We start from the raw sequence: 18,911 nt of genomic DNA, 5'->3' as shown, positions 1-18,911 counted from the left end.
CGAGCTGGTCGAGGAGCGCCGCCCAGTCGGGGTCAGCCCCGTCGCGCCGCAAGTCCCAGCAGGAATGACGAGTCACAGGTCGAAGAGGCTCTCCTGGAAGCTGTCGGCGACCTCTCGGCGCGGGTAGAACAGACCTAGCAGGAGGAATGTCTTGGGGCGCGCCGCGACGTTTCCGACGAAGCAATGAACGGCCTTCGTTGGCGTGATCATGCGGTCGAACCAGCGCTCATGCAGCTTCTCCTCCAGCTCCTTCTCCCCGTACCGCTTCAGGAACTTACGGTACGACTCGCCCGCCTCCCAGTCCCTCAGCGCCATGTCGTGTCCGGTGCACACCTTGTCCTCACAGCGGAATCGGTATCGGAACTCAAGTGGGACCCAATCCAGTTGACGTAGGTCCTGAGCGAGGAGGTCCATCTGATCGGCCAGCGCCGCCTTGGAAGCCGGCCAGGGATCAGCAGGCACGAAGCGGAGGTCGCTGAAATCCGCCGGACGGAAGACACCAAGGGAAGTACCCCGCTCCTCCTGGTCCCTCCTGATGGCGCACAGGGAGGGCGCCACGAGGGGCCGAACGTGCGAGTAGCGCCTAAGCCAGCCGTCAGCCGTGTCGAGGCGCTCGATGACCTTCAGCGTTTCGAGGTTCGGCCGCCAACTCTCGGGCCGCCGGTCCCCGGAGTGCCGTCGCACGTCGACCTCGACGATCGAGTACTTGGCGAACTGGCTTTCCTCGCTCAGCAGCCGGAAGGGAACAGGGAAGAGCCGGACGTGTTGCGGAGTTCCCTGGTCGAGCCGTATGCCGGCTACGCAGCTCGTCTCGTTGTACTTCGTGGAGAGTTCCGGATAAGTCTTGACCGTGATCATAATTCGCGCGCGCTGCCATGTTCCGACCATCAAGGGCCCCCGCCCGACTCGTGACTTCCCTGGAATAATTGGAAGCGAGCCCCAGGGCGAACACAAGAGGGCGTGCGTATGGCAGAGCGTCGTCAGGCCAGAGGCGTAACCGCCAGCGAGGTGCGCTCTCGGACTGTCTCCAGCACGACCTGCCGGTGGCACCGCTGCTCGTCCTTCTCGAAACAGAGCACCGCGACCCGCGATTGCACGGCCCGCTCCGCCAATTCGTCGAGGTCACTCAGCGCACTGTCGGACCGCATAACACTTCGGAATCTGGCTCGGCCCTCGGTGATGCGGCCCTCCCAGAAGGGAGCCCGGTTGTCTTTCGGATTCCCCAGACCACGAAGGTGGGTGTACTCGATTCCGGCCTCACCAAGCGCCTGACCCAAACGGGTCTTACTGAAGCCGGGTTTGCGACTGATCGGGGTCAGACGGACGTCCGCGACCATCTCGATTTTAGCGGCGAGCAACGACTCGACGAACGAGTCGATGTCCCGTCCTTCGTACCCAGCCGACCAAAGGCCAGGGGCCACCCTCGACTGCTTGAACAGATCATCAAGAGAAACGTTGAGAGCATTTGCAATCGCACCGACCGTGAAGAAACCTGGCTGAATCGCTCCGCCGCCTTCGAGTCGAGCGAGGGTTCGGAGCTGGATGCCCGCTTCCTTCGCGAGACGTTCGCGCGTCCAGCTGCGCTCCTCGCGGAGCCCCCGAACACGTTGGGCGAGGGTACGTGAGGAACTGTGCTCGTTGGGCTTTTCGGGGCGACTGGCCATGTGCCGGGATCCTAGTGCCCAGGGAAACATGGGCTCCAGAGCACGTGACCCATATGGGCGGCTATCCGCGATTCCGATTGCGTCACGGCGAAAATCTCCAGATGCATCGCGCGGGCTGGCCGACCACTGTCGTCACGCTCGCTCAGTTGCAGCGCAACCTTGAAATGCTCGCTTCAGTCTTCCGATGGGCTTCCCGTGACTGCAGACACGTGTATCCAAGACGCCCTGCAACCCTCAGCCAAGGACGTGCGCGAGAGTCCCTGCGTGCAGCGCCATGTCCCGCTTCCACTGTGTCTCGGCCTCTTCGGCGATCTCCTTCCACAGTGCCGCCGTGGCCGCACCGAACGCTGCCAGCGCATCCCGACCGGCTTCCCGCCAAGACGGGAACTGTCCTGCGAAGGCGAGTGCCGCCTCAGCGGGGTGGCCGGCCTCCATGAGCCGTAACGTCAGCGCCCCCGGGTCGATCCAGGCCGCACCCCTCGTCGGCCAGGCCCAGTCGACGAGGCGGGCTCGCTCGCCCGCGATCAGAACGTTGTCCGGGGCGAAGTCGGTGTGCAGCAGCGCATTGCCGTCAAAGTGGTGCAACGTCCCCGGCGGGGCGTACTCCGCCCACCGGTCCAGAGCGTCCTTGATCTCGATGTCGGCCGGGACCGTGACCTGCTGCAGTTCGGTGAGCGCGGCTTCCACCAGCGGCAGATCGGGCGAGCTGGGGGCGTAGTTGGCGTGGCGGCCGTCGACGACCTCGTATCCCAGGAGGCTCCAGCCATCGAGTTCAAGGTGCCAGTACAGGCGCGGGCAGGATGCTGGCAGGTGCGGGGCGATGGCCGCCTCGCGGCGTTGCGCGCCAGCCTGTGGGTGGTCGGCCGGGATGCCCTTCACGAAGACACTGCCGCTCTCGGTCTCCAGGACGGAGGCGATGCCGGAGTTCATGCCGCCCCGCACGGTCCGCGCCGCGTGCACGCGGCCCGTCTTGTCAACGACGGCCTGTCGGACGTCGGCGGGGAGCTGTTCGAAGGGGATGCGGGACATGGACACGCGCGGTTCCTCAGGTGCTCGGGTAAAGAGAGTGCCGCCTCAGCCAGGGTACGGCCGAGGCGGCACTCAGAGGGCGCGACGGGCGGCACTGAGGTTCGCCCGCGGTGCCGTCTACCGTCTAGTAGGGCTGGTCGTCGCCGGCCGAGCAGCTGCACTCGGCACCTTCGGCGGCCTCGTCCAGGTCAGCGATGATCTGGATTTCGTCGTCCTTGATCGGTGCAGCAGTCAGCGGCACCGGCAGGACACCAGTGGGTCCGACGGCCGGTCGCTGGCCGATAGTGAGCAGCACCGGTTCGCGCGACGGGGCGAGGGTTGCGGTGGAAGGGGTCATGTTCCGTAGCCTCCATGCTGGCAGTAGAGCTCTCGGCGGTCCCCCGCCTCCTGGTAGAGCTTGGCCAGCGGTCGGCACGTGCGACACGTGCCGACCTTCGTGCAGCCGGAGCATCCACCAGTGCGGAGCTGTAGGGACTCGGCGATCGCGCCGAGTCGGGGGAGGGCTTCGACGCCCTCGGTGATGAGGTTCACGCTCGGGTCGCGGCCGACCTTGCAGATCGACGCGATGCCGTGTGGATTGACGTGGAAGAACGTGTGGCCCGCGTTGCAGCCAGTGAAGACACTGCGGGCTGTGAGGTGGCTCTCCGCCTGCGTGGCCAGCGGGTTCGCCTCGCCGTCGATCGTCGGCGACATGTTCGTGAAGACCTGATGCGGGAAGCCGTACGACTCCGCAAGGCGCACCATCGCGTCGGTCTCGTGCGCGTTGTCGTCCGAGACGATCACGTTCAGCCGGACCGGCAGTCGGTCCTCGCGGGCGGCGTCCAGGCCCTGGATGAACCGTCCGAACGCTCCGCGGTTCCGGGTGACCTTGTCGTACGTCTCGGCGGTCGCGCCGTAGACGCTCAGGGTCAGCCGGTAGGGCCGGTGGCGGGCGAAGAGGTCCCGGATCGGGGGCTTGCGCAGCGAGGAGCCGTTCGAGGAGACCTGCACCATCATTCCGAGCTGGTGGGCGTACTCGTAGGCCGCACCGAATTCCCTGTCGATCAGGGCCTCGCCGCCGGTGATCTGTAACCACAGGACCCCGGCGTCCCTCAGCGTCCGGAGCAGGGTCTGCTTGCCCGCCCAGTCCAGACCCTCGAACCGCTTCTCGCCGAGGTAGCAGAACTCGCAGTCGTAGTCACAGCCGAGGTTGATCTCCCACGACGCCTTGCCGTACCCGTACCGGGACCGCTCGCGCACCAGGACGACGTCACCGAGCGGCGCCTCGGGCAGCTCGGTGCCCCATGCCTTCTTCGCCGCGTCGGTCAGCCAGGCCGGGGCGCGCATGCCTTCCGTGCTGGCGGTCCGCAACTCCTCGTAACGGACTTCCGGAATGCGTACACCAGCCGCCCGGCCGGGTAGGACGAGCAGGTACTGGGCGAGGAACGGGCTGGCCACGAGCCGTGGAATCGATCCGCTCCTCGGTTCCTGGGTATGGGTGCTCACTGCGGTCATGGGATCTCCACGGGTTAGGAGTGCGGGGTGTGGCGCGGTGGACACGGCCAGCGCTCCCCCGGCTGGTCGGTCTCTTCGTCCAGAGCAGGTCAGGGCTTGATCCGTACGGTCGAAGCGATCACGCCGATCACGAAGCCGCAGGAGGCGGACACGAGCACGATGAGCAGCGGTCCGGTGTAGCGGGCGATTCTGGCGACCTGGGCGGTGACGCGGCCGGTCATGGCTTTCACCACGCCTTCCACGGGCGTGTGATGACCTCCCGGTACGTGTGGTGCGTCGGATTGCGCCCGCCGTGCGCGAACACCCAGTTCTGGGAGGCCGTGAATTCGGTGTCCGTGGGCGAGATCTCTCCGCACACCGCGCACTGCATTGCGTAACTGGTCGGCTCGGCGTCCGGTTCCCGGTCGGGCTGCAGCGTCCACTGCTGGTGCCGGACGACCGCGCGCGGGCTCATCGGCTTGCCTTCTCTGTCATGCGCGACGCGCGGAGCGGTGTACAGCGCGCGACGCCGATGGACCCGAAGCCGGTCGGCTTGGCGAAGTGGGCCGGCAGCAAGGTGTGGGCGGGGGAGAGATCAGTCGTGAGGCTGCGCAGCGCCAGGGCGGCGATCGTCACCAGGCCGGGCGGGAGGTGGTTCTGGTCAATGCACGGGCCAAACGCGTACACAGGGGTCCTCCTTCCGTTCAGAGGGTGGGCATGCCTACTGATCACTCGGTTCGACGAGCAGGGGCGCTCTCGGTCACCAGAGGCCGTGTTCTTCGCCGAGGCGGGATGCGCGGCTCTCCACGACGCGGAGGGAGTCAGGTTCAGCTGTGTCCCACTGGGCCGTCGCCGGTCCCTGCCTCGGGCGCAGGACCCAGGTCGCGTTCTGCCTGATGTCGGTCACGATCGCCTGCCGGCCTTCGGCGTCCTCGACGATGTCGCCGACCTCGGCCCGCCTCGTGCTCACTACGACCCCTCTGTCGCGAGGTGTCCGTACGAGAACCGTCGGGCGGCTCCCTCGAAGAGAGTGCGACGGTGTTCGAGCTGGCCCGGGGTGCGGGGCGGCGGCCCGGTCGTCGCTTCCACGAGAAAGCCGCCCCGATCCCTGACCAGCACGCCGAGGGCGGCGAACTGCGCAGCGTCGAGCGCCACGTGGGAGATGGCCGCCACGACAACGCCGCGCACGAGACCGGACGACAGAGCGCCCGCCATGGCCTGCCAGCCCAGGCGAGACCTCAGGGGCGCACTCGGGTCGTGGTCTGTCCACGCGCCGGCCACGTGCCAATGGCGGGCATCGGCGTAGTGGCGGGCACGGCGCTCGGCCTCGCGTACGGCATGAGTGGAGCTGGCGCAGGAGTAGACGGCTACCGGCACATGTCCAACGCCGCCAAGCGGAGTGTTCGGCATGCTCCAAGCGTGCTGCTGGGGCTCCGTACGGAACAGGCACGCCCCGTGGCTGTGGATCGGACCGTATGGACGGGTGCCGCCACGTCGCGTAACGGCCGTGACTCCCGGTGGGGCGGTCCAGTGCCACGAAACGTGGCGGTAGTTACGCCTCCTGTCGCCCCGCTGCTACGGGTCGTGGCAGTCAGCGGACGCCCAGGGGTACTCCCGCTGCATGGGCCAGTCCACGCAGGCGGCCGACGGACACGCCGGCCAGGCGGGAGATGATCACGCCGGGCAGCATCTGGTGCTGCACCCAGCCGGGCGCCATGCCGCACACGGCTTCGAGGGTGTCGGCGGCCTGTCCCCAGCGTCGGCATTCCACGTGGGTCAGGGCCACATCAAGGCCGTACCGGGCCCGGGTGGCGAGAGGGACGGTGTCGTCGAGCTTGACGGTGTCCATGAGGCGCAGCGCTCCAGGGATGTCGCCGAGAGCAACGGCGATGCTCATGGCCTGGGTGGCGGCGTAGAGGGGGCCGTAGGGCTGCGCGTGCCCTCCACGGGCGTGTTCGGAACCGAGCCGTGCACCGACGGCGTGAGCCTGAGAAAGGTACTCGCGGGCGGTCTCGGCGGAGGAACCGCCTCGGGAAGCCGCCACGGCTGCGTTGGTGACGAGCTGGCCGTAGACCGCCAGTCGATCCGGGTCGTGTTCCGACATCTTCGGCTCGATCCGGTCCGCCTGGGTGGCGGCGAGCGAGAACCCCTGCGCGGTCCGACCGTCGCGGAGGTTGACCCATGCGGTGGTGGCGGCGAGGTGCGCGTCACGAAGGTCGTCGCCCGCCTGTACGGCGATCTGTCGGCCGTAGGTGAGCGCCGCGTAGGCGAGGTCACGTGAGCCCCAGACGTTCGCGGCCATCGCGGCGGTCTGGAAGACGTCGGCCAGAACGCCGGCGGCTGCCGTCTTCTCTTCGGTGTTCGATGCGTCGTACCGTGCGCGGGCCTCGGGCAGCAGCGCGCCGAGCAGAACCCCCAGTTCGGTGTACCGACCCGCCCAGTAGGCGGCGTCGGCGTCCTGTACAACGGCCCGGAGCTCGTCGACCGTCCCCGGTTCGACCTCGGCCGGGATGCCGAGGGCGGCGTCGTGGGTGGCTCCGGACAGGGACCGCAGGGCCGCTCGCTCGTCGCGATCCATGGAGCGACGAGGCGCCTGCTGTCCGAAGAGCACAGCGATGTCGGTGCCGAGGGCGGAAGCGATGGAGAGCAGTGAAGGAAGAGAGGCGGTGCCGCCGCGTTCCAGCTTCCTTACGACGCCGACCGACACCTCGGCGGCCTCGGCCAACTGCTCCTGCGTCATGCCGTTGCGGAGCGCCTTGAGTCTCTCGGCGGTGGTGTACTCCGACCATTGCATGAGAGCCACTTCCCCTTGTGGTCCGCCAGGAGTTGACCGTACCCATGGCGAAGGGAGGGCCAACACCCCTTCGCCGAAAGGGGGCCCATTGGTGTGACTGGAATCAGCTCTGCACGGCGAGGGTCGCCGTCACACCGAGCAAGTGCTCCAGCTCGGCGACTGCGGAGTCCTCGTCAGTCGCAAGGACGGTGGTGATCCCGAGGGCTTCGGCGGGCGGAAGGTTCACCGGATGGTCGTCGACGAACACGCACGCCGTTCCGGGGAGACTGAGGCGGTCCAAGGTGAGTTGGTAGATCGCAGGGTCCGGCTTGGCCATGCCGACCACTTCGGAGATGACGTGTACGTCGAAGAGGTCCCAGATGCCGACGTGCTCGTACGGGTTGAAGGGGTCCAGGCCGAAGCTGTTGGACAGGAGGGCGAGCCGGTAGCCCGCTTCCTTGGCCGCGCGGGCAAGGGCTGCCATCCGAGGTGCCGCCGGCACTTTGGACCAGGCACGGCCCATCAGGTTCACCGGGTCGACGTTCGTACCGAGCAGAGCAGCAGTCTGCGCGTTCCACTCGACCTGGCCGAGCTGTCCGATCTCCAGCGCCGCATACAGGCGTCGTCCTTCGGCGGTGTCGTTGAGGGTGGCGCGCCACGCCTCCGCATGCAGGCCCTCCTCCTCGGCCCAGAGGCGGTGGGTCGGCCGGGGATCGGCGGTCAGCACTCCGGCGAAGTCCAGGATGAGCCCGCGCGGGGCTGTGGGCTCGGGGGTACCGGCGGGCATCGGCATGGTTGCGAGCGTCCTCTCCGTCGACCTCATGGAAACGCTACCCCGCGCTGAGGCCGGAAAGGATTCTCCCGACGATCGCAGATCATGAAGGACATCGGCGAACCGATCGACATGAGCCACGAGGGGCCGTCAGAACCTGCCAGAGGACACGATCGGCTTGCCCATACCGAGGGCCCAACTCTTGCTGATTCAGACGGCATTCTCCCAAGCGGAGGTGACACACCCTTCCTCCCAGTGCCACCACTCCTTTGCCGCACCGTGCTCCAGAAGCTTTCGGATCTTCGGCAGGTCCGCCTCCGGGGGAACATCCAGGGCCACCATGCGGAAGCGTTCGATGCCCTCGCCGGTCGTGCCAAGGCGATGGAAGGTCTCCAGCACCGTCTGCCGGGCAGCAGCTGAGCCCTCGTCCTTCAGCACGATCAACCGAATCGTGCAGTTCTGCGACGGCTGGATCGTCTCCCGGGCATAGAGGACACCATCGTCTTCAAGTTCCACTCTGATGATGTCCCCGCTGGCGACTCCTCGGACGAACCACGGTGTGTTGTCGAGCTGTACTGTGCCGTTCCCGAGCTTCACCGCCCAGAGACTCTCGATGCTCGCCGGAGGCCAGCCGTCCTCGTCCACCTCCATTCTGAAGTGGACCTTCACATGGTCGTCACTGATGTTCGTCACGGCACCATCCTCCACACCGTACGCAGCGACCCCGATCCAGGTGTCACCGTCGTGACCGGTTGGGCAAACGCGCGGGTGTGACCGGCGGTTGCGCGACGAAGGGCTGCTGGCCTCCTCCCCGTGCAGCGGTGCTACGAAGCCGGGCCGCTTCGGCGCGGCGGTTGGGTGCGGGGTTGCGGCTGGTGTGCTGAATGCGGGTGATCAGGACGAGGGCGGGCCTGTGGGCGGTGCCGAGCTCACGGCGGGCAGCGGCTTCCTTGAGGAGTTGGTGGGGTTTGTGGCCGCCGGCTTCGGCATCGGCGAGGACCGTGGCGAGCGCGGGCCAGCCGGGGTCGGAAAGGATCCGCTCGGCGTGTTCGGGGACAGCTGCCCGTACGTCGTTGGCCAGGATGCGACGGGTCTCCTCCTTGGAGGGCCGTGCTGCCAGTTCGGTGAGCGTCGGACTGAGCGCGTCGTCGGCGGCCGCCTGGAGGTGTTGGACGGCTTGTCGGGCGGCGTCGGCCTGGTGGGCGTGCCCCTTGGCCTCGTGCCAGCGTGCAGCGAGGATGGCGGCCCAGAGGAGTGCGGCGGTCAGGGTGGCGAGGGCGCTGCCGTCGGGCCCGGTGGCAGTGTTGACGATGTCGCGGGCCGCAGACCGCAGGGCGTGGGCGGCGCGGTCTTCGGCACGGATCTGAGAGCGCTGGGCACGGGCGAAGGTCCGGCTTGCCGCATGTAGTTGCGCACGGATATCTGCGGGGGCTTTCTGGGCGGTGGCTTCGATGAGTTCGCCCAGGGCAGTGATGTGCGCCTGCGCTCGTGCGTCCCCACCATCATCGGCGCTCGTGCCGGTCATCTCTGTGTGGAGGGTGTTGAGGGCTTCGGTGGCCTGGTGCCAGGCGGTGGCGGGTCGGTTGCGCCGGGCGGTGGGGTGTTCCTCGGGGGTGCTGGTCTCCAGGCGGGCCTTCAGCTTGGGCAGGGACAGGTCGGGGGCGATTTTCCCGCCGGGGTGGTAGATCTGCTCGCCGTCCTTGTTCAGGTCGCCGGGGCGGCCGACGGCGTAGCCGAGGAGGTCTCCGGAGGGGCCGCGGCGGGGCTTGACCAGGATGTCTCCGGCTTCGAGGTAGGCGAGGAGTTGTTCGGTGCTGGTGGCGTGCGGGATGGCGGCGCGGATGCGGTCCTGGAGCCACTCGCGGCTGGTCTGCTCCCAGCCGAGGCGGTCGGCTTTGTGTATCTCGGCCTGGGTGGGGCGTCGGGTACCGGTGCGGTCGCCCTTCTTGAGGCGGCGTAGCCCGTAGTCCTTCTCGATCTCCCGGCAGGCGTCGCCGACGCGGGTGCCGCTGTCGTGGAGCTTGGGGCGTCGGCCGTCTTCGCGGACGGTGGTCGCGAGGATGTGGATGTGGTCATCCGCGTGGCGTACGGCGATCCAGCGGCAGGCCAGATCGTCGCCTTCGGGGGCAATGCTCGCTGCCTGGACGATGCGCTGGGCAATCTCGCCCCACTCGGCGTCGGAGAGGTAGCGGTCTTCGGGCGCTGCGCGGACGGGGCAGTGCCAGACGTGGTCGGTGACGGGCTTGCCGAACTCGCTGTTGCGCAGGCGTACGGGCTCGTCGAGGTGGTGGCCGAGTTCGGTCAGGGTGGCGTGTTCGTCGCGGCCGGGGTCGGGCATGCCGAGCATGGCGAAGGCGGCGACGAGGTGCGGGTCGAGGTGTTCGTCGTGCCGGCCGGGACCGTAGAGGTAGGCGAGCAGACCACGGGTATTGGACCCAGCCGGTTTGATAGCGGCGATCACGCGGATCAGCCCTGCCGCGGGTCGGAGGATACGCGCAGGGCCTCGGCGATCAGGGTGAGCAGGTGGTGGAGTTCGTCGAGGCGCTGGCGAATGTCAGGCGGGGTGAGGTCGCTGTTGAGCGCGCGGGCGATCTGATTGACGTTGACTCCGATGCGGTTGAGGGCGCGCAGGACCTGAGCACGGAACATGTGGGTGCGGCGGCGGTCCTCGGACAGGGGGAGGTTCGCGGTGAAGCGGCCGTCGACGAATGCGAGAGCAACGTCGGCGGCGAAGCCGGATCCGCCCTTGTAGCCGTGCTCGACTGCGGCCTCCTGCAGGCGGGTGCGCTCGTCGTCGGTGAAGCGCAAGGGGCCGACTCGCGCAAGGCGCGCGTCGCCGGTGAACCGGCGAATCGTTGGCTGGACACCCTGCACAGAGGACTCGCCGACGGCGGGAACGTCAGTAGGCGTCGGGCGGAGGATCGCTTGCTGAGCGGCGTGAAGCGTGTCCGGGTCGGGGCCGCCCCCGGCCCCAGCTCCCTGGTCCGGCGCCCCCTGGCGCTGCGCCGTCTCCGCCACCCCCGGGGCGGAGACCCCCGAAGACCGGCCAGGAGTCGGACTCGGGGTACTACTGGCTCCGCCAGGAGCCGTCCGTCCGAACGCCTGCCGCAGACGTTCCGTCAACGTAGGCGGCTTCGTTGGCGGTATCGGCTCCTTAGCGTGGTGCGGGTCATGCGTCACGTGCAGGTCTCCAGGTAGAGGCGGGAGGACAGACGGGCTTTCGGGACGGACTGTGAGCTGTGGGCGGTCGCACGAATCTGTCCGCAGTTATGGATGAGTGAGCGGCGCGCGGGTCGGTGCACCGCTTGGCCGGGTGACCGGAACGAGTTCCGGTCACCCGGCATGTGCTGGTCAGCCGCTGGCCGGACCGCTTTCGGCGGAGGCTTTGAGTTCCTTCCGGAGGACGCCCATCACCTCAGTCAGCCGCTCACTGGAAATCGGAAGGCCCTTGTCCTCAACTGCTTTCCGAACGGTGGCCCGGGTGAGTTTTCCCTGCTCGGTACCGGCAGTCCTGCCGATCTCCACGAGTTCCCTAAGCGGGGCACCAGGCGGGCGGCCGCCTCTGGGCTTGCTCGCCGGAACCTCCGCAGGAAGTTCCGGAGATCCATCGGACGCGGCAACCGGTGGCTCCGTGACGGGGGCGGGTTGTGCTGGCTCCACTGGCTTTCCGGCGGACCGGAGAGGTGCAGTGACCGACGCCCTCACCACCTGCCCGGAACCAGCGGGCGAGGGCCGCTCTACGTGCTGGTGGACCTGTCGCATCAGTACGGCGAAGGCCACCATCGCGGCTGCCGGGGGAACCGCGGCCACCACGTAGTCAAGGAACGGGGTATCGCCGGTGCCACGCGTGCCACTGACCCCAGCAACGTTCAGCGCTATGGAGCCGACCGATCCGATTACGGTCACAGCGATAGCCCATCGGTCGGTGACCCGGCGCAGGCCCGCCCGGAGCATGAGCAGCTCGCCCGCGACGATGAACGCGTCCAGGGTGGCGGGCCACGCCCAGCGGCGGACCGGTGAACCTCCCAGCCCGTGCTGCCCGGCGACGTCGGCCAGGTGCGCGTAGGAAAGACAGAACGCTCCAGCGGTCAGGGCGACGATGACGATGCCGGCTGCGAGAAGCGCGTATCGCTCGGCATCGCCCCGGAGCGATTCCGGCCGTCCTTCGCCCGTCCGGCCGTCCGACGGCTGATGATGCGGGGGTGAAATGGGAGGGGTGGGCAAGCGGGTGCTCCTGGGGTGGTGGTGTGGTGCGTCTTTGGCGTCTTGGCCGTTGCAAGTGCAGGTCAGGGCGGTACGGCAGCAGCTCCGGCTATCCGTCTCGGCGGGTGCAGCCAGGGTCAGCTATGCCGCAACAGGGCTCAGGCCGTTCGCCGCGCCTGAGCCCGGCCGCCCGGAGTGGCCGTCTCCCGAGTAGGGGACGGCGGCCTTGCGTCTTCCGTCTCACCGACCATGGCCGTGACCTGCACTAATACGGCATGGACGCGAGAGACGGGGCAAGACGGATCCGGACAGCGTCTTGGGCGGCTACGCCGGTGGTCGTGATCGCGTTGCCGTCTTGGCCCCGGTCGCCGTCTCGGCCGCAGGCCGTTTGACCTGCGAGATCACGGCAAGGACGGCAGGGACGGCAACCAGGGCGGCGGGCCTCAGCCCTTGTCGGGGGCGGGGCGGGGGTCGACGGGGTGGACGGTGGGGCAGTACCGCCGCCAGCTATCGAGGAACTTGTTGCGCGTGTAGCCCTTGCGCTGTGTTCCGTCGGCCATCCGGACGTTGCCCGGCCTGACGTCGAAGTCCCGTAGCAGCCTGCCTAGATCACGGGCGTTCAACCCGCCGCGACCCCACTCCGCCCATGGGCCTTCGGGGTCCTGGCGCAAGTGGTGGAGGAGGTCTTCGGTGGACAGGCTGTCCACCTCGCGCTGGGCGGCGAAGATCCGACGGATGTCGGCGAGGATCCGTGCGCCGCCGGGATGGTCGTCCTCGGCTGCCACTTCGGCGGCGACCATCCGCGCGCATGCCACTCGGACCCGGCGCGGCCAGGGACCCCCGGCCAGCTCGGCGACGATCACCAGGGGCTCCCAGGTGTCGGCGGCGCGGTCCTCGACCGGCATATCCGGTTCCAGGATTGCTGCCGCCTCCAGAAGCGGCCTGACCCACGCGTTGATCCGGTCGCGCAGGTCGTGCAGGGCAGGGATGTCACGGCGGGAGCGAAAGGGCTTCACCTTCTCTCCCTCCGCCCGCCGACGCATCCGGATCACAACCGACCGGTCCATGACCGTGTCGGGCAGGTCGCCGATCCCTGCGATGGCCGCCATGGCGAAGGTGGCGAACTTGTGTGGGGTGTGGTCGTTACCGACGACCCGCGTCACGTAACGCCCCCGCTGATGACCGGCGTTGAGCAGGCCACGCGTCTCTTCATTCCGCTCCGCCTGCTTCGGCGTACCGAAGATGGTGTCCGCCTCGTCCACCAGAAGCGTCGGCGGCTCCTCCTCGGTGATCGAGCGGAAGATCGCCGCAGGCGTGGTGTTGATCGTCAGCATCGGCTCGTGGACCGTCTCGGTCAGCACGTCCAGGAGCCGCGACTTACCGCACCGTTTAGCCGGCCCCACCACCGCCAGGCGCGGCGCGTGCTGCCACGCGGGCTGGAGGTGCGTGGCTACCACCCACAGCGTGATTGCATCCAGCGCCTCCGCTGACGGCGGGATCACGAACTGGGCTATCTGGGCATGCAGTGCATCCAGCAGCGCGGCGCCCTGCGTCGATTCCGCATCAGGCATGTTCTCCAGCCCGCTCGACGCTTGCGCCCCAGCGGCGCCAGGCGCGGGCGCATCGCCGGTCAAGCTCGGAGCGGCGTCATCAGGCTGTGCGGCGGACAGATAGGTACCAGGCCGACCAGGAATTGCGGTGGGGGGCCAGCTCGCCTTGGCGGGCTCGGAATAGCCTTTGGGGTTCTCGGGTTCCACTGGGCAGCTCCTCGTCTGGCGGTGGCGGGCTCGCCCGCCCATTCCGCCGGGTCGGTTCTCATCGGATCGCTGGGGAGTTATGGGGCCTCCGGCGTTGCACCGCCGGGGGCTCTCCCCCTTCCCGCAGGCACTGGGGTACCGCGAGGGAACACGGACAGTACGGTCATGCCCGTCCACAGTCCAGCATTTCTGTGTCAGCTCAGCGCAGAACCCTTTGCTACGCTTCCGGCCTCTCATGCGGCCAGACCCAACAGGATCAGCAGATCCGCGGTCACGACCCGATAGGCATTGCCCAGCCTCAGGACCTTGCACGGGTACGCGCCGCGCTTCGCCAGCTCGTATCCCTTACTCCGCCCGAGCCCCAGGGCACGGTTGCTGGTTTCCAGGTCAACGGCCACGGGCAGGGCAAGCAGGTCCTCACGACTCATCCCCTTCGGCGACCCCTCTGTGCTGTTTTCGCGCATGCGCCATCCCTTTCGGTACAGCCGTCGGCGAACGTGGCCAACACGTCCGGCTCCAGGCGTCTACCAATCAGGATCCACAAGCTAATGTGTCCGTATGACACAACGCCGTGTGGATGATGATGCGGACGTCCCGGAGTGGGTGGACCGGGTCCAGGCGAACGTGGCCGGAGAAGTCCGACGCAGACGAAAGGAGATGGGGTGGAGCGCGCAGGAGCTGGCCGACCGGTGCGAGCAGCTCGGGCACCCGATCCCGCGCAACGTGATCGCCAACATGGAGTCCGGCCGTCGGGCCGGCCTGCCGCTGGTGGACGTGCTGGTGCTGGCCGCTGCCCTGGAGACGTACCCGGCCTGCCTCATCTTCCCGGTCGGCTACGTCGACCAGACCCAGGAACTCCCCTTCGAGCGGCTCGTGCCGACTTGGGACGCCCTGCGACGCTTCACCGGCGAGCAGGAGGTGCTGGGGCACGATGCCGGCCTAGTGCCCGACTTCGAGGCGCACGCCAGCCTCGTAGGGACGGCCCTGGCTGCACTCGACGAAGAAGAGCAGGCACGCTTCGCGGCCAGGACGGCAACGAGCCGCGCCCAGCAGGAAGAGGCCGAACGCAGGCGGACCGCGTACGCCGACCAAGCCGTCTCGGCCAAGTACAAGCTCCGGTACCTCCGTCGCGAGCTCCGCGAAGACGGAGCCATTCCACCCGATCTCCCACCCGCACTCCACGACGTCGACCCACCCGAATGGGTCCCCGATACCACCACGGAGGAACGCCCTTGAAGGGATCCACCCACCGCCGCTGCTACTGCCGAGACGCCGAGACCGGCAAGCCGCTCGGCAAGAAGTGCCCCAAGCTCGCCAGCCGCAAGCATGGCTCCTACTCCATACGCCAGGAGCTCCCGCCCCGAGCCGACGGAACCCGCCGCTCCTTCAACCGCGCCGGCTACGAGACGTTGAAGGCTGCGCAAAGCGATCTGGACCACGTGCGGGCCCTCATCGCCATCGCGGACTCGGACGATGATCACGACCTCGACCGGATCGCGGAGTTGCTCGAACAGGTCGCCGATGAGAAAGCTCCCCTGCCCGACATCGAGGACACCCGCAGGCGGTTCAGGGCGGGCTTGGACCTGATCGGACGGCGCACGGTGGGTGAGTGGCTCGATCAGTGGCTTGCTGTGAAGAAGTCACGGAAGACGACACTCAACGGGTACGCCTCTCATATCCGCGTCCACCTGAAGCCCCGCATCGGCCATGTCCGCCTCGACCGTCTCAACGTCGGCCACCTGGTGGAGATGTACGACGGCATAGCCGACGCCAACGAGGTGATCCAGGCGGAGAACCTCGAACGGCGCGAGCAGATCGCCAGGTGCAAGCCCAGCAGGCCGGGCCGTCCCGTCGCAGCCGAGCGGGCACTGCTCGCCGTCGACCGGGCGAAGCTTGCCGAGATGAAGCCGTTCCGGAAGATCACCGGCCCAGCCACGCAACAGAGCATCCGGCGCACACTGCGAGCTGCCCTGAACGCGGCAATAGCCCAGCAGTACATCACCTTCAACCCGGCTTCCCACGTCGAGCTGGAGTCCGGCAAGCGCCCGAAGCCGCTCCTCTGGACTGAGCAGCGGGTGGAGCGCTGGCGCGCCACCGGTGAGCTGCCTTCGCCGGTGATGGTCTGGACACCGTCGCAGTTCGGAACGTTCCTGGACGCAGCCGAATCCGACCGGCTCTATGTGCTCTTCCACCTCGTGGGTACCCGCGGTCTTCGTAGGGGCGAGGCTGTTGGCCAGAACTGGACCGATGTCGACCTGGACGCCGGCCTCATCACGCCGGCCAAGGAGATCGTGGTCGACGGCTGGGATCCGTACGAATCCGCCCCCAAGACGGACGGTAGCGCCGGGACGATCGCCCTGGACAGCGTCAACGTCGCTCTCCTGCGAGAGCACCACAAGGCCATGCTGGAAGCACGGGAGAAGTGGGACACCGCGTGGAAGGAGACCGGCAAGGTCTTCACTCGCGAGGACGGCTCCTGGCTGCACCCGGAGACGGTCTCCGAGACGTTCAGGCACATCCTCGCCACCACGGATCTGCCGCCCATCACCCTGCGCGATCTACGCCACGTCGCGGCCACCCTCACCCATGGCGGGGGCGGCGACCTGCACACGATCAAGGAGACGCTGCGCCACTCCACGATCACGCTGACCTCGGACACGTACACGAGCCTGCTGCCCGAAGTCGATCGCGCCGCCGCTGAAGCCGCTTCAGCGTTGATTCCTCGGGCACGTATGCCCGTTCGCGAAGAGACCCGATGATCGGGGGCATCAAGGCCGCTGAAGTGCCGGATTCACCTGCGGAAGCGGGCGGCGGGGTAGCGCTCGACGACATGCCGGGCGACCGCGTCGACACTGGGACAGGCGTACCGCTCCAGGGACCGTACGGACGCGTGGCGGGAGCGGGCCAGCAACATCGGCGTCGAGGTGCCGTCCTCGGTGTTGTGCGTGAGCGCACTGTGACGAAGTCGGTGAAGCGTCCACACCTGCAGGGATGCGAGCGGCCCGGGATCCTGCCCTGAGGGCACGACGCCAATGACGCGGGGCCGCAACGCTTCCACGGTGCGGCCCCTGGCCTTGGTGCTCAGCGGGAGATCAGAACGGTGAGCCCCATCCCGAGGTGGAGAGCAGCGAACACGACTGGAACCCACTGCTCGATCCGCGTGAGCGGCGTATAGCCGCGGCTCGGCAGCGCGGTGCCCCACTCGGCCGACGAGTAAGCCAAGGCAGGCAGCCGGAGTTCCAGTTCGGCGACGACCGCCCACTTGGCGGAACCGAGCCTGCGGTACGAGCGAGCCTGTGCCCACCACACGACACACTGGCAGAGTGCGGCCACCACGACACATACAACACCGACCGCCGGGGCCTCGCGCACCCCCGAGGCGGCAGCCGCACCGAACAGGGTGAGCAAGAGCCCGTTCACGGTGAGGAAGAACGTGTTCGCCACGTTCCTGCGGGCACTCGCCCGGTCCGCCGACTCCACGTATACCTTGTACTGCTCCAGCACGGCTGTGCGGTAGCGGGACGCCGAATCGTCGGCGAACTCTTCCGCGAGCACCGCGGAGTTCCACAGGGCGGTCCTGAGATCCGTCCGCCGGGAGCGGGGAGCGGGGAGGGCGCCCCCCGCCATGGTGCCGTGCACGGTGGTCATGCCGCCTGCCCCTCGGACATGCCGGTCTCGGACGCAGGCGTCCCTGGCTCCGGGGCCGCAGCGGCGGCTGTCCAGGCGTGTGTGGAAACCTCCCGCAGGCGGACCTCGACCCGCTCCGGGTCACGCGGGGACGGCCCGGCCGAGACCACCTCGACCCGCAGCCGGTCGCCCTTGGCGACCGCGCCTGCGTTGAACCGCTCGCGAAGTTCGGACGTCATCCGAGAGATGTGCAGAAAGGCCGGCTGCCCGATATCGCTCCAGCCGTCCAGGTCAACCAGCACGAAGCCCCGCTCGTTGACCGGTTTGGTCACCGTTCCCTCGCACTGGTCCCCCGGTCGCGGGAGCAGGAGTGGCAGGTGCCGTCCGGCGTTCGCGGGGGCAAGCGCCGTCCGGGGCAGTCCGCCGGCAGTCGGCACCCGGTCAGCGAGAGTCACCTCGATGCGCTGCCCTGCCGGGTCCACACGGTGTACCCGTACGCGTACCTCCGACCCGTGGTCGAGTCCGGCTGCCTCCGCAGCGGCTGTGGAGAGCCTGGACTTCCCGCCATCCTCCAGCTCCACGAAACAGCCACCCCGGTTGATCTGAGTGACCTTGGCCCGTACCAGCGCTCCGCGCTGGTACGCCATTTCGAACGACGGCCAGGGATTGGTCTTTCCGTGACGCTGCGAGAAACGCGTGCCGTTCTCGTCCGTGACGAAAATTCCACGGACCCTGCTGTGCTCCCGGAACCGCTTCGCCATGTCATCCGGAAGGGTTTCCAGGTAATCCATGTCAGTCCGCCGCATGACTCCTGTGCGCAGTTCGTTCTGCACATCCCGGACATAGATGTGGTCGGCCGCTGTCCACACCACCTCGGCGATGGCCTCCACGTTGCGGACGCCCGTACGGGGGCGCAGGTCCATTTCCGGCGTTCCCTGCTTGCGGGCCTCCTCGATCGCGAGCCGCAGCGCCTCCTGCATGTCCGGCAGCCCGTTCATGTCACAGCGGTATTTGATGGCCCGCACCTGACCGATGATGTTGGTCGGCACTACGGCGCCCTCGTGGTGGATCACCACTGCCTGCTTGTGCAGGCACATTGCCCAGCCCAGCTCCATGGCGACCGATGTGGACGGGAAGGAGAGGTCGATGACCACCACGCCGGCCCGGTCGACGCCGTTCCATGCTGCGGACAGCGGACTCTCCGTCGTTCCCGGGATACGGTCCGCGCGCTCGGGCGTCAGCCCCATCGACCGCACCGTTTCGGCGAAGTACCGTTCGTAGAGCACATCAAAGTCCGCCACCTCATCGTTCGGCAGGGTGCGCTCCCCGTACGGCATGGCGAAGAAGACCAACTCGTCGTCCACGGCCGGCCCGCGAGTCAACATTTCCGTCAGTTCCATTTCGTTCCTTCCTTGAAGTGATCTATTTGTGATGCCCGCACATCGGCCCCAGCATCGGGGAGTTGATCCGAAGTCGGCTGTACACCACCTTCCAGGAAGGCGAAGGGAATCAGCGAGGCACTGAATTGCCGTACGCGTTACAAAGTTTTGCAATCCGGTATACGAAGGTTTTCCTCCCTCCGGTGATGCCCGTCGGCGACAATCGTGCGCATG

The 18,911-nt window shown here is 67.9% G+C and carries 23 protein-coding genes; 2 read left to right on the top strand and 21 right to left on the bottom strand.

Annotated elements, in window-relative coordinates:
- Positions 1-72 precede the first annotated feature (72 nt).
- The 18 genes from OG524_RS19600 to OG524_RS19515 form a co-directional block, all read right to left on the bottom strand.
- Positions 73-858, bottom strand: coding sequence for a hypothetical protein (locus tag OG524_RS19600; RefSeq protein ID WP_386859699.1), 786 nt, complete (start codon positions 856-858; stop codon positions 73-75).
- Between the two features lie 122 nt (positions 859-980).
- Positions 981-1,664 (bottom strand): DUF488 family protein, encoded by a 684-nt coding sequence (locus tag OG524_RS19595; RefSeq protein WP_405811319.1) that lies wholly within the window; start codon positions 1,662-1,664, stop codon positions 981-983.
- A 234-nt stretch (positions 1,665-1,898) separates the two neighbouring features.
- The gene (locus OG524_RS19590) at positions 1,899-2,693 is read right to left on the bottom strand and encodes an aminoglycoside phosphotransferase (RefSeq protein WP_405812478.1); all 795 of its coding nucleotides are present in this window, start codon (positions 2,691-2,693) and stop codon (positions 1,899-1,901) included.
- Positions 2,694-2,817: 124 nt separating this feature from the next.
- Positions 2,818-3,030, bottom strand: coding sequence for a hypothetical protein (locus tag OG524_RS19585; RefSeq protein ID WP_386859697.1), 213 nt, complete (start codon positions 3,028-3,030; stop codon positions 2,818-2,820).
- The gene (locus OG524_RS19580; RefSeq protein ID WP_405811317.1) at positions 3,027-4,187 is read right to left on the bottom strand and encodes a radical SAM protein; all 1,161 of its coding nucleotides are present in this window, start codon (positions 4,185-4,187) and stop codon (positions 3,027-3,029) included. Before OG524_RS19580 ends, OG524_RS19585 begins: the two co-directional genes overlap by 4 nt.
- A gap of 89 nt (positions 4,188-4,276) precedes the next feature.
- Positions 4,277-4,408, bottom strand: a complete 132-nt coding sequence (locus OG524_RS19575; protein ID WP_386859695.1) for a hypothetical protein — start codon at positions 4,406-4,408, stop codon at positions 4,277-4,279.
- A 5-nt stretch (positions 4,409-4,413) separates the two neighbouring features.
- On the bottom strand, positions 4,414-4,641 hold the full coding sequence (locus OG524_RS19570) for a hypothetical protein (protein WP_405811315.1): 228 nt from the start codon (positions 4,639-4,641) through the stop codon (positions 4,414-4,416).
- Entirely contained in the window at positions 4,638-4,853 is a 216-nt protein-coding gene (locus tag OG524_RS19565; RefSeq protein WP_405811313.1) for a hypothetical protein, read from the bottom strand. The genes OG524_RS19570 and OG524_RS19565 overlap by 4 nt, the downstream gene beginning before the upstream one ends.
- A gap of 73 nt (positions 4,854-4,926) precedes the next feature.
- On the bottom strand, positions 4,927-5,136 hold the full coding sequence (locus OG524_RS19560) for a hypothetical protein (protein ID WP_405811311.1): 210 nt from the start codon (positions 5,134-5,136) through the stop codon (positions 4,927-4,929).
- Positions 5,136-5,381: a hypothetical protein gene (locus OG524_RS19555; RefSeq protein WP_405811309.1), complete on the bottom strand. Its 246-nt coding sequence runs from the start codon at positions 5,379-5,381 to the stop codon at positions 5,136-5,138. The genes OG524_RS19560 and OG524_RS19555 overlap by 1 nt, the downstream gene beginning before the upstream one ends.
- Before the next feature lie 376 nt (positions 5,382-5,757).
- Positions 5,758-6,960, bottom strand: a complete 1,203-nt coding sequence (locus tag OG524_RS19550) for a helix-turn-helix domain-containing protein (RefSeq protein WP_405812477.1) — start codon at positions 6,958-6,960, stop codon at positions 5,758-5,760.
- 103 nt (positions 6,961-7,063) lie between these two features.
- On the bottom strand, positions 7,064-7,732 hold the full coding sequence (locus tag OG524_RS19545) for an HAD-IA family hydrolase (protein WP_330320461.1): 669 nt from the start codon (positions 7,730-7,732) through the stop codon (positions 7,064-7,066).
- A gap of 189 nt (positions 7,733-7,921) precedes the next feature.
- Complete coding sequence (locus OG524_RS19540) at positions 7,922-8,404, bottom strand: DUF4265 domain-containing protein (protein ID WP_405811307.1); 483 nt, start codon at positions 8,402-8,404, stop codon at positions 7,922-7,924.
- 43 nt (positions 8,405-8,447) lie between these two features.
- A complete protein-coding gene (locus tag OG524_RS19535; protein ID WP_405811306.1) occupies positions 8,448-10,172 on the bottom strand; it encodes a relaxase/mobilization nuclease domain-containing protein in 1,725 nt (574 codons plus the stop codon).
- 5 nt (positions 10,173-10,177) lie between these two features.
- A complete protein-coding gene (locus tag OG524_RS19530) occupies positions 10,178-10,519 on the bottom strand; it encodes a MobC family plasmid mobilization relaxosome protein (RefSeq protein WP_405811304.1) in 342 nt (113 codons plus the stop codon).
- Between the two features lie 543 nt (positions 10,520-11,062).
- A complete protein-coding gene (locus OG524_RS19525; RefSeq protein ID WP_405811302.1) occupies positions 11,063-11,935 on the bottom strand; it encodes a DUF2637 domain-containing protein in 873 nt (290 codons plus the stop codon).
- 422 nt (positions 11,936-12,357) lie between these two features.
- Complete coding sequence (locus OG524_RS19520; RefSeq protein WP_405811300.1) at positions 12,358-13,671, bottom strand: DUF3631 domain-containing protein; 1,314 nt, start codon at positions 13,669-13,671, stop codon at positions 12,358-12,360.
- A 233-nt stretch (positions 13,672-13,904) separates the two neighbouring features.
- Positions 13,905-14,135, bottom strand: a complete 231-nt coding sequence (locus tag OG524_RS19515) for a hypothetical protein (protein WP_014155037.1) — start codon at positions 14,133-14,135, stop codon at positions 13,905-13,907.
- 94 nt (positions 14,136-14,229) lie between these two features.
- Here OG524_RS19515 and OG524_RS19510 point away from each other — a divergent pair, with 94 nt between their 5' ends.
- A complete protein-coding gene (locus OG524_RS19510) occupies positions 14,230-14,907 on the top strand; it encodes a helix-turn-helix domain-containing protein (protein WP_405811297.1) in 678 nt (225 codons plus the stop codon).
- The gene (gene xerC, locus OG524_RS19505; RefSeq protein WP_405811296.1) at positions 14,904-16,430 is read left to right on the top strand and encodes a tyrosine recombinase XerC; all 1,527 of its coding nucleotides are present in this window, start codon (positions 14,904-14,906) and stop codon (positions 16,428-16,430) included. The genes OG524_RS19510 and xerC overlap by 4 nt, the downstream gene beginning before the upstream one ends.
- Before the next feature lie 32 nt (positions 16,431-16,462).
- On the opposite strand, the gene OG524_RS19500 is transcribed toward xerC, so the two are convergent.
- From OG524_RS19500 to OG524_RS19490, 3 genes are read right to left on the bottom strand one after another with little or no spacing between them, the layout of a single operon-like run.
- Positions 16,463-16,696 (bottom strand): hypothetical protein, encoded by a 234-nt coding sequence (locus tag OG524_RS19500; protein ID WP_239579823.1) that lies wholly within the window; start codon positions 16,694-16,696, stop codon positions 16,463-16,465.
- Between the two features lie 56 nt (positions 16,697-16,752).
- Positions 16,753-17,319 carry a hypothetical protein gene (locus OG524_RS19495; RefSeq protein WP_239579821.1) on the bottom strand — a complete coding sequence of 189 codons (567 nt, stop codon included), beginning with the start codon at positions 17,317-17,319 and terminating at the stop codon, positions 16,753-16,755.
- Complete coding sequence (locus tag OG524_RS19490; RefSeq protein ID WP_405811294.1) at positions 17,316-18,698, bottom strand: hypothetical protein; 1,383 nt, start codon at positions 18,696-18,698, stop codon at positions 17,316-17,318. The genes OG524_RS19495 and OG524_RS19490 overlap by 4 nt, the downstream gene beginning before the upstream one ends.
- Between the last annotated feature and the right edge of the window lie 213 nt (positions 18,699-18,911).

This window comes from Streptomyces sp. NBC_01520, from assembly GCF_045040375.1.
Taxonomy (GTDB): Bacteria; Actinomycetota; Actinomycetes; order Streptomycetales; family Streptomycetaceae; genus Streptomyces.
Note: the sequence above shows the minus strand (reverse complement) of the source record. Positions and strands in the feature narration are given on the sequence as shown.

What these genes read in the sequence shown, in the direction of transcription:
- OG524_RS19600 (WP_386859699.1), bottom strand. Translation starts at nt 858, where the DNA reads ATGATCACGGTCAAGACTTATCCGGAACTCTCCACGAAGTACAACGAG.
- OG524_RS19595 (WP_405811319.1), bottom strand. Translation starts at nt 1,664, where the DNA reads ATGGCCAGTCGCCCCGAAAAGCCCAACGAGCACAGTTCCTCACGTACC.
- OG524_RS19590 (WP_405812478.1), bottom strand. Translation starts at nt 2,693, where the DNA reads ATGTCCCGCATCCCCTTCGAACAGCTCCCCGCCGACGTCCGACAGGCC.
- OG524_RS19585 (WP_386859697.1), bottom strand. Translation starts at nt 3,030, where the DNA reads ATGACCCCTTCCACCGCAACCCTCGCCCCGTCGCGCGAACCGGTGCTG.
- OG524_RS19580 (WP_405811317.1), bottom strand. Translation starts at nt 4,187, where the DNA reads ATGACCGCAGTGAGCACCCATACCCAGGAACCGAGGAGCGGATCGATT.
- OG524_RS19575 (WP_386859695.1), bottom strand. Translation starts at nt 4,408, where the DNA reads ATGACCGGCCGCGTCACCGCCCAGGTCGCCAGAATCGCCCGCTACACC.
- OG524_RS19570 (WP_405811315.1), bottom strand. Translation starts at nt 4,641, where the DNA reads ATGAGCCCGCGCGCGGTCGTCCGGCACCAGCAGTGGACGCTGCAGCCC.
- OG524_RS19555 (WP_405811309.1), bottom strand. Translation starts at nt 5,381, where the DNA reads ATGGCGGGCGCTCTGTCGTCCGGTCTCGTGCGCGGCGTTGTCGTGGCG.
- OG524_RS19550 (WP_405812477.1), bottom strand. Translation starts at nt 6,960, where the DNA reads ATGCAATGGTCGGAGTACACCACCGCCGAGAGACTCAAGGCGCTCCGC.
- OG524_RS19545 (WP_330320461.1), bottom strand. Translation starts at nt 7,732, where the DNA reads ATGCCGATGCCCGCCGGTACCCCCGAGCCCACAGCCCCGCGCGGGCTC.
- OG524_RS19515 (WP_014155037.1), bottom strand. Translation starts at nt 14,135, where the DNA reads ATGCGCGAAAACAGCACAGAGGGGTCGCCGAAGGGGATGAGTCGTGAG.
- OG524_RS19510 (WP_405811297.1), top strand. Translation starts at nt 14,230, where the DNA reads ATGACACAACGCCGTGTGGATGATGATGCGGACGTCCCGGAGTGGGTG.
- OG524_RS19495 (WP_239579821.1), bottom strand. Translation starts at nt 17,319, where the DNA reads ATGACCACCGTGCACGGCACCATGGCGGGGGGCGCCCTCCCCGCTCCC.
- OG524_RS19490 (WP_405811294.1), bottom strand. Translation starts at nt 18,698, where the DNA reads ATGGAACTGACGGAAATGTTGACTCGCGGGCCGGCCGTGGACGACGAG.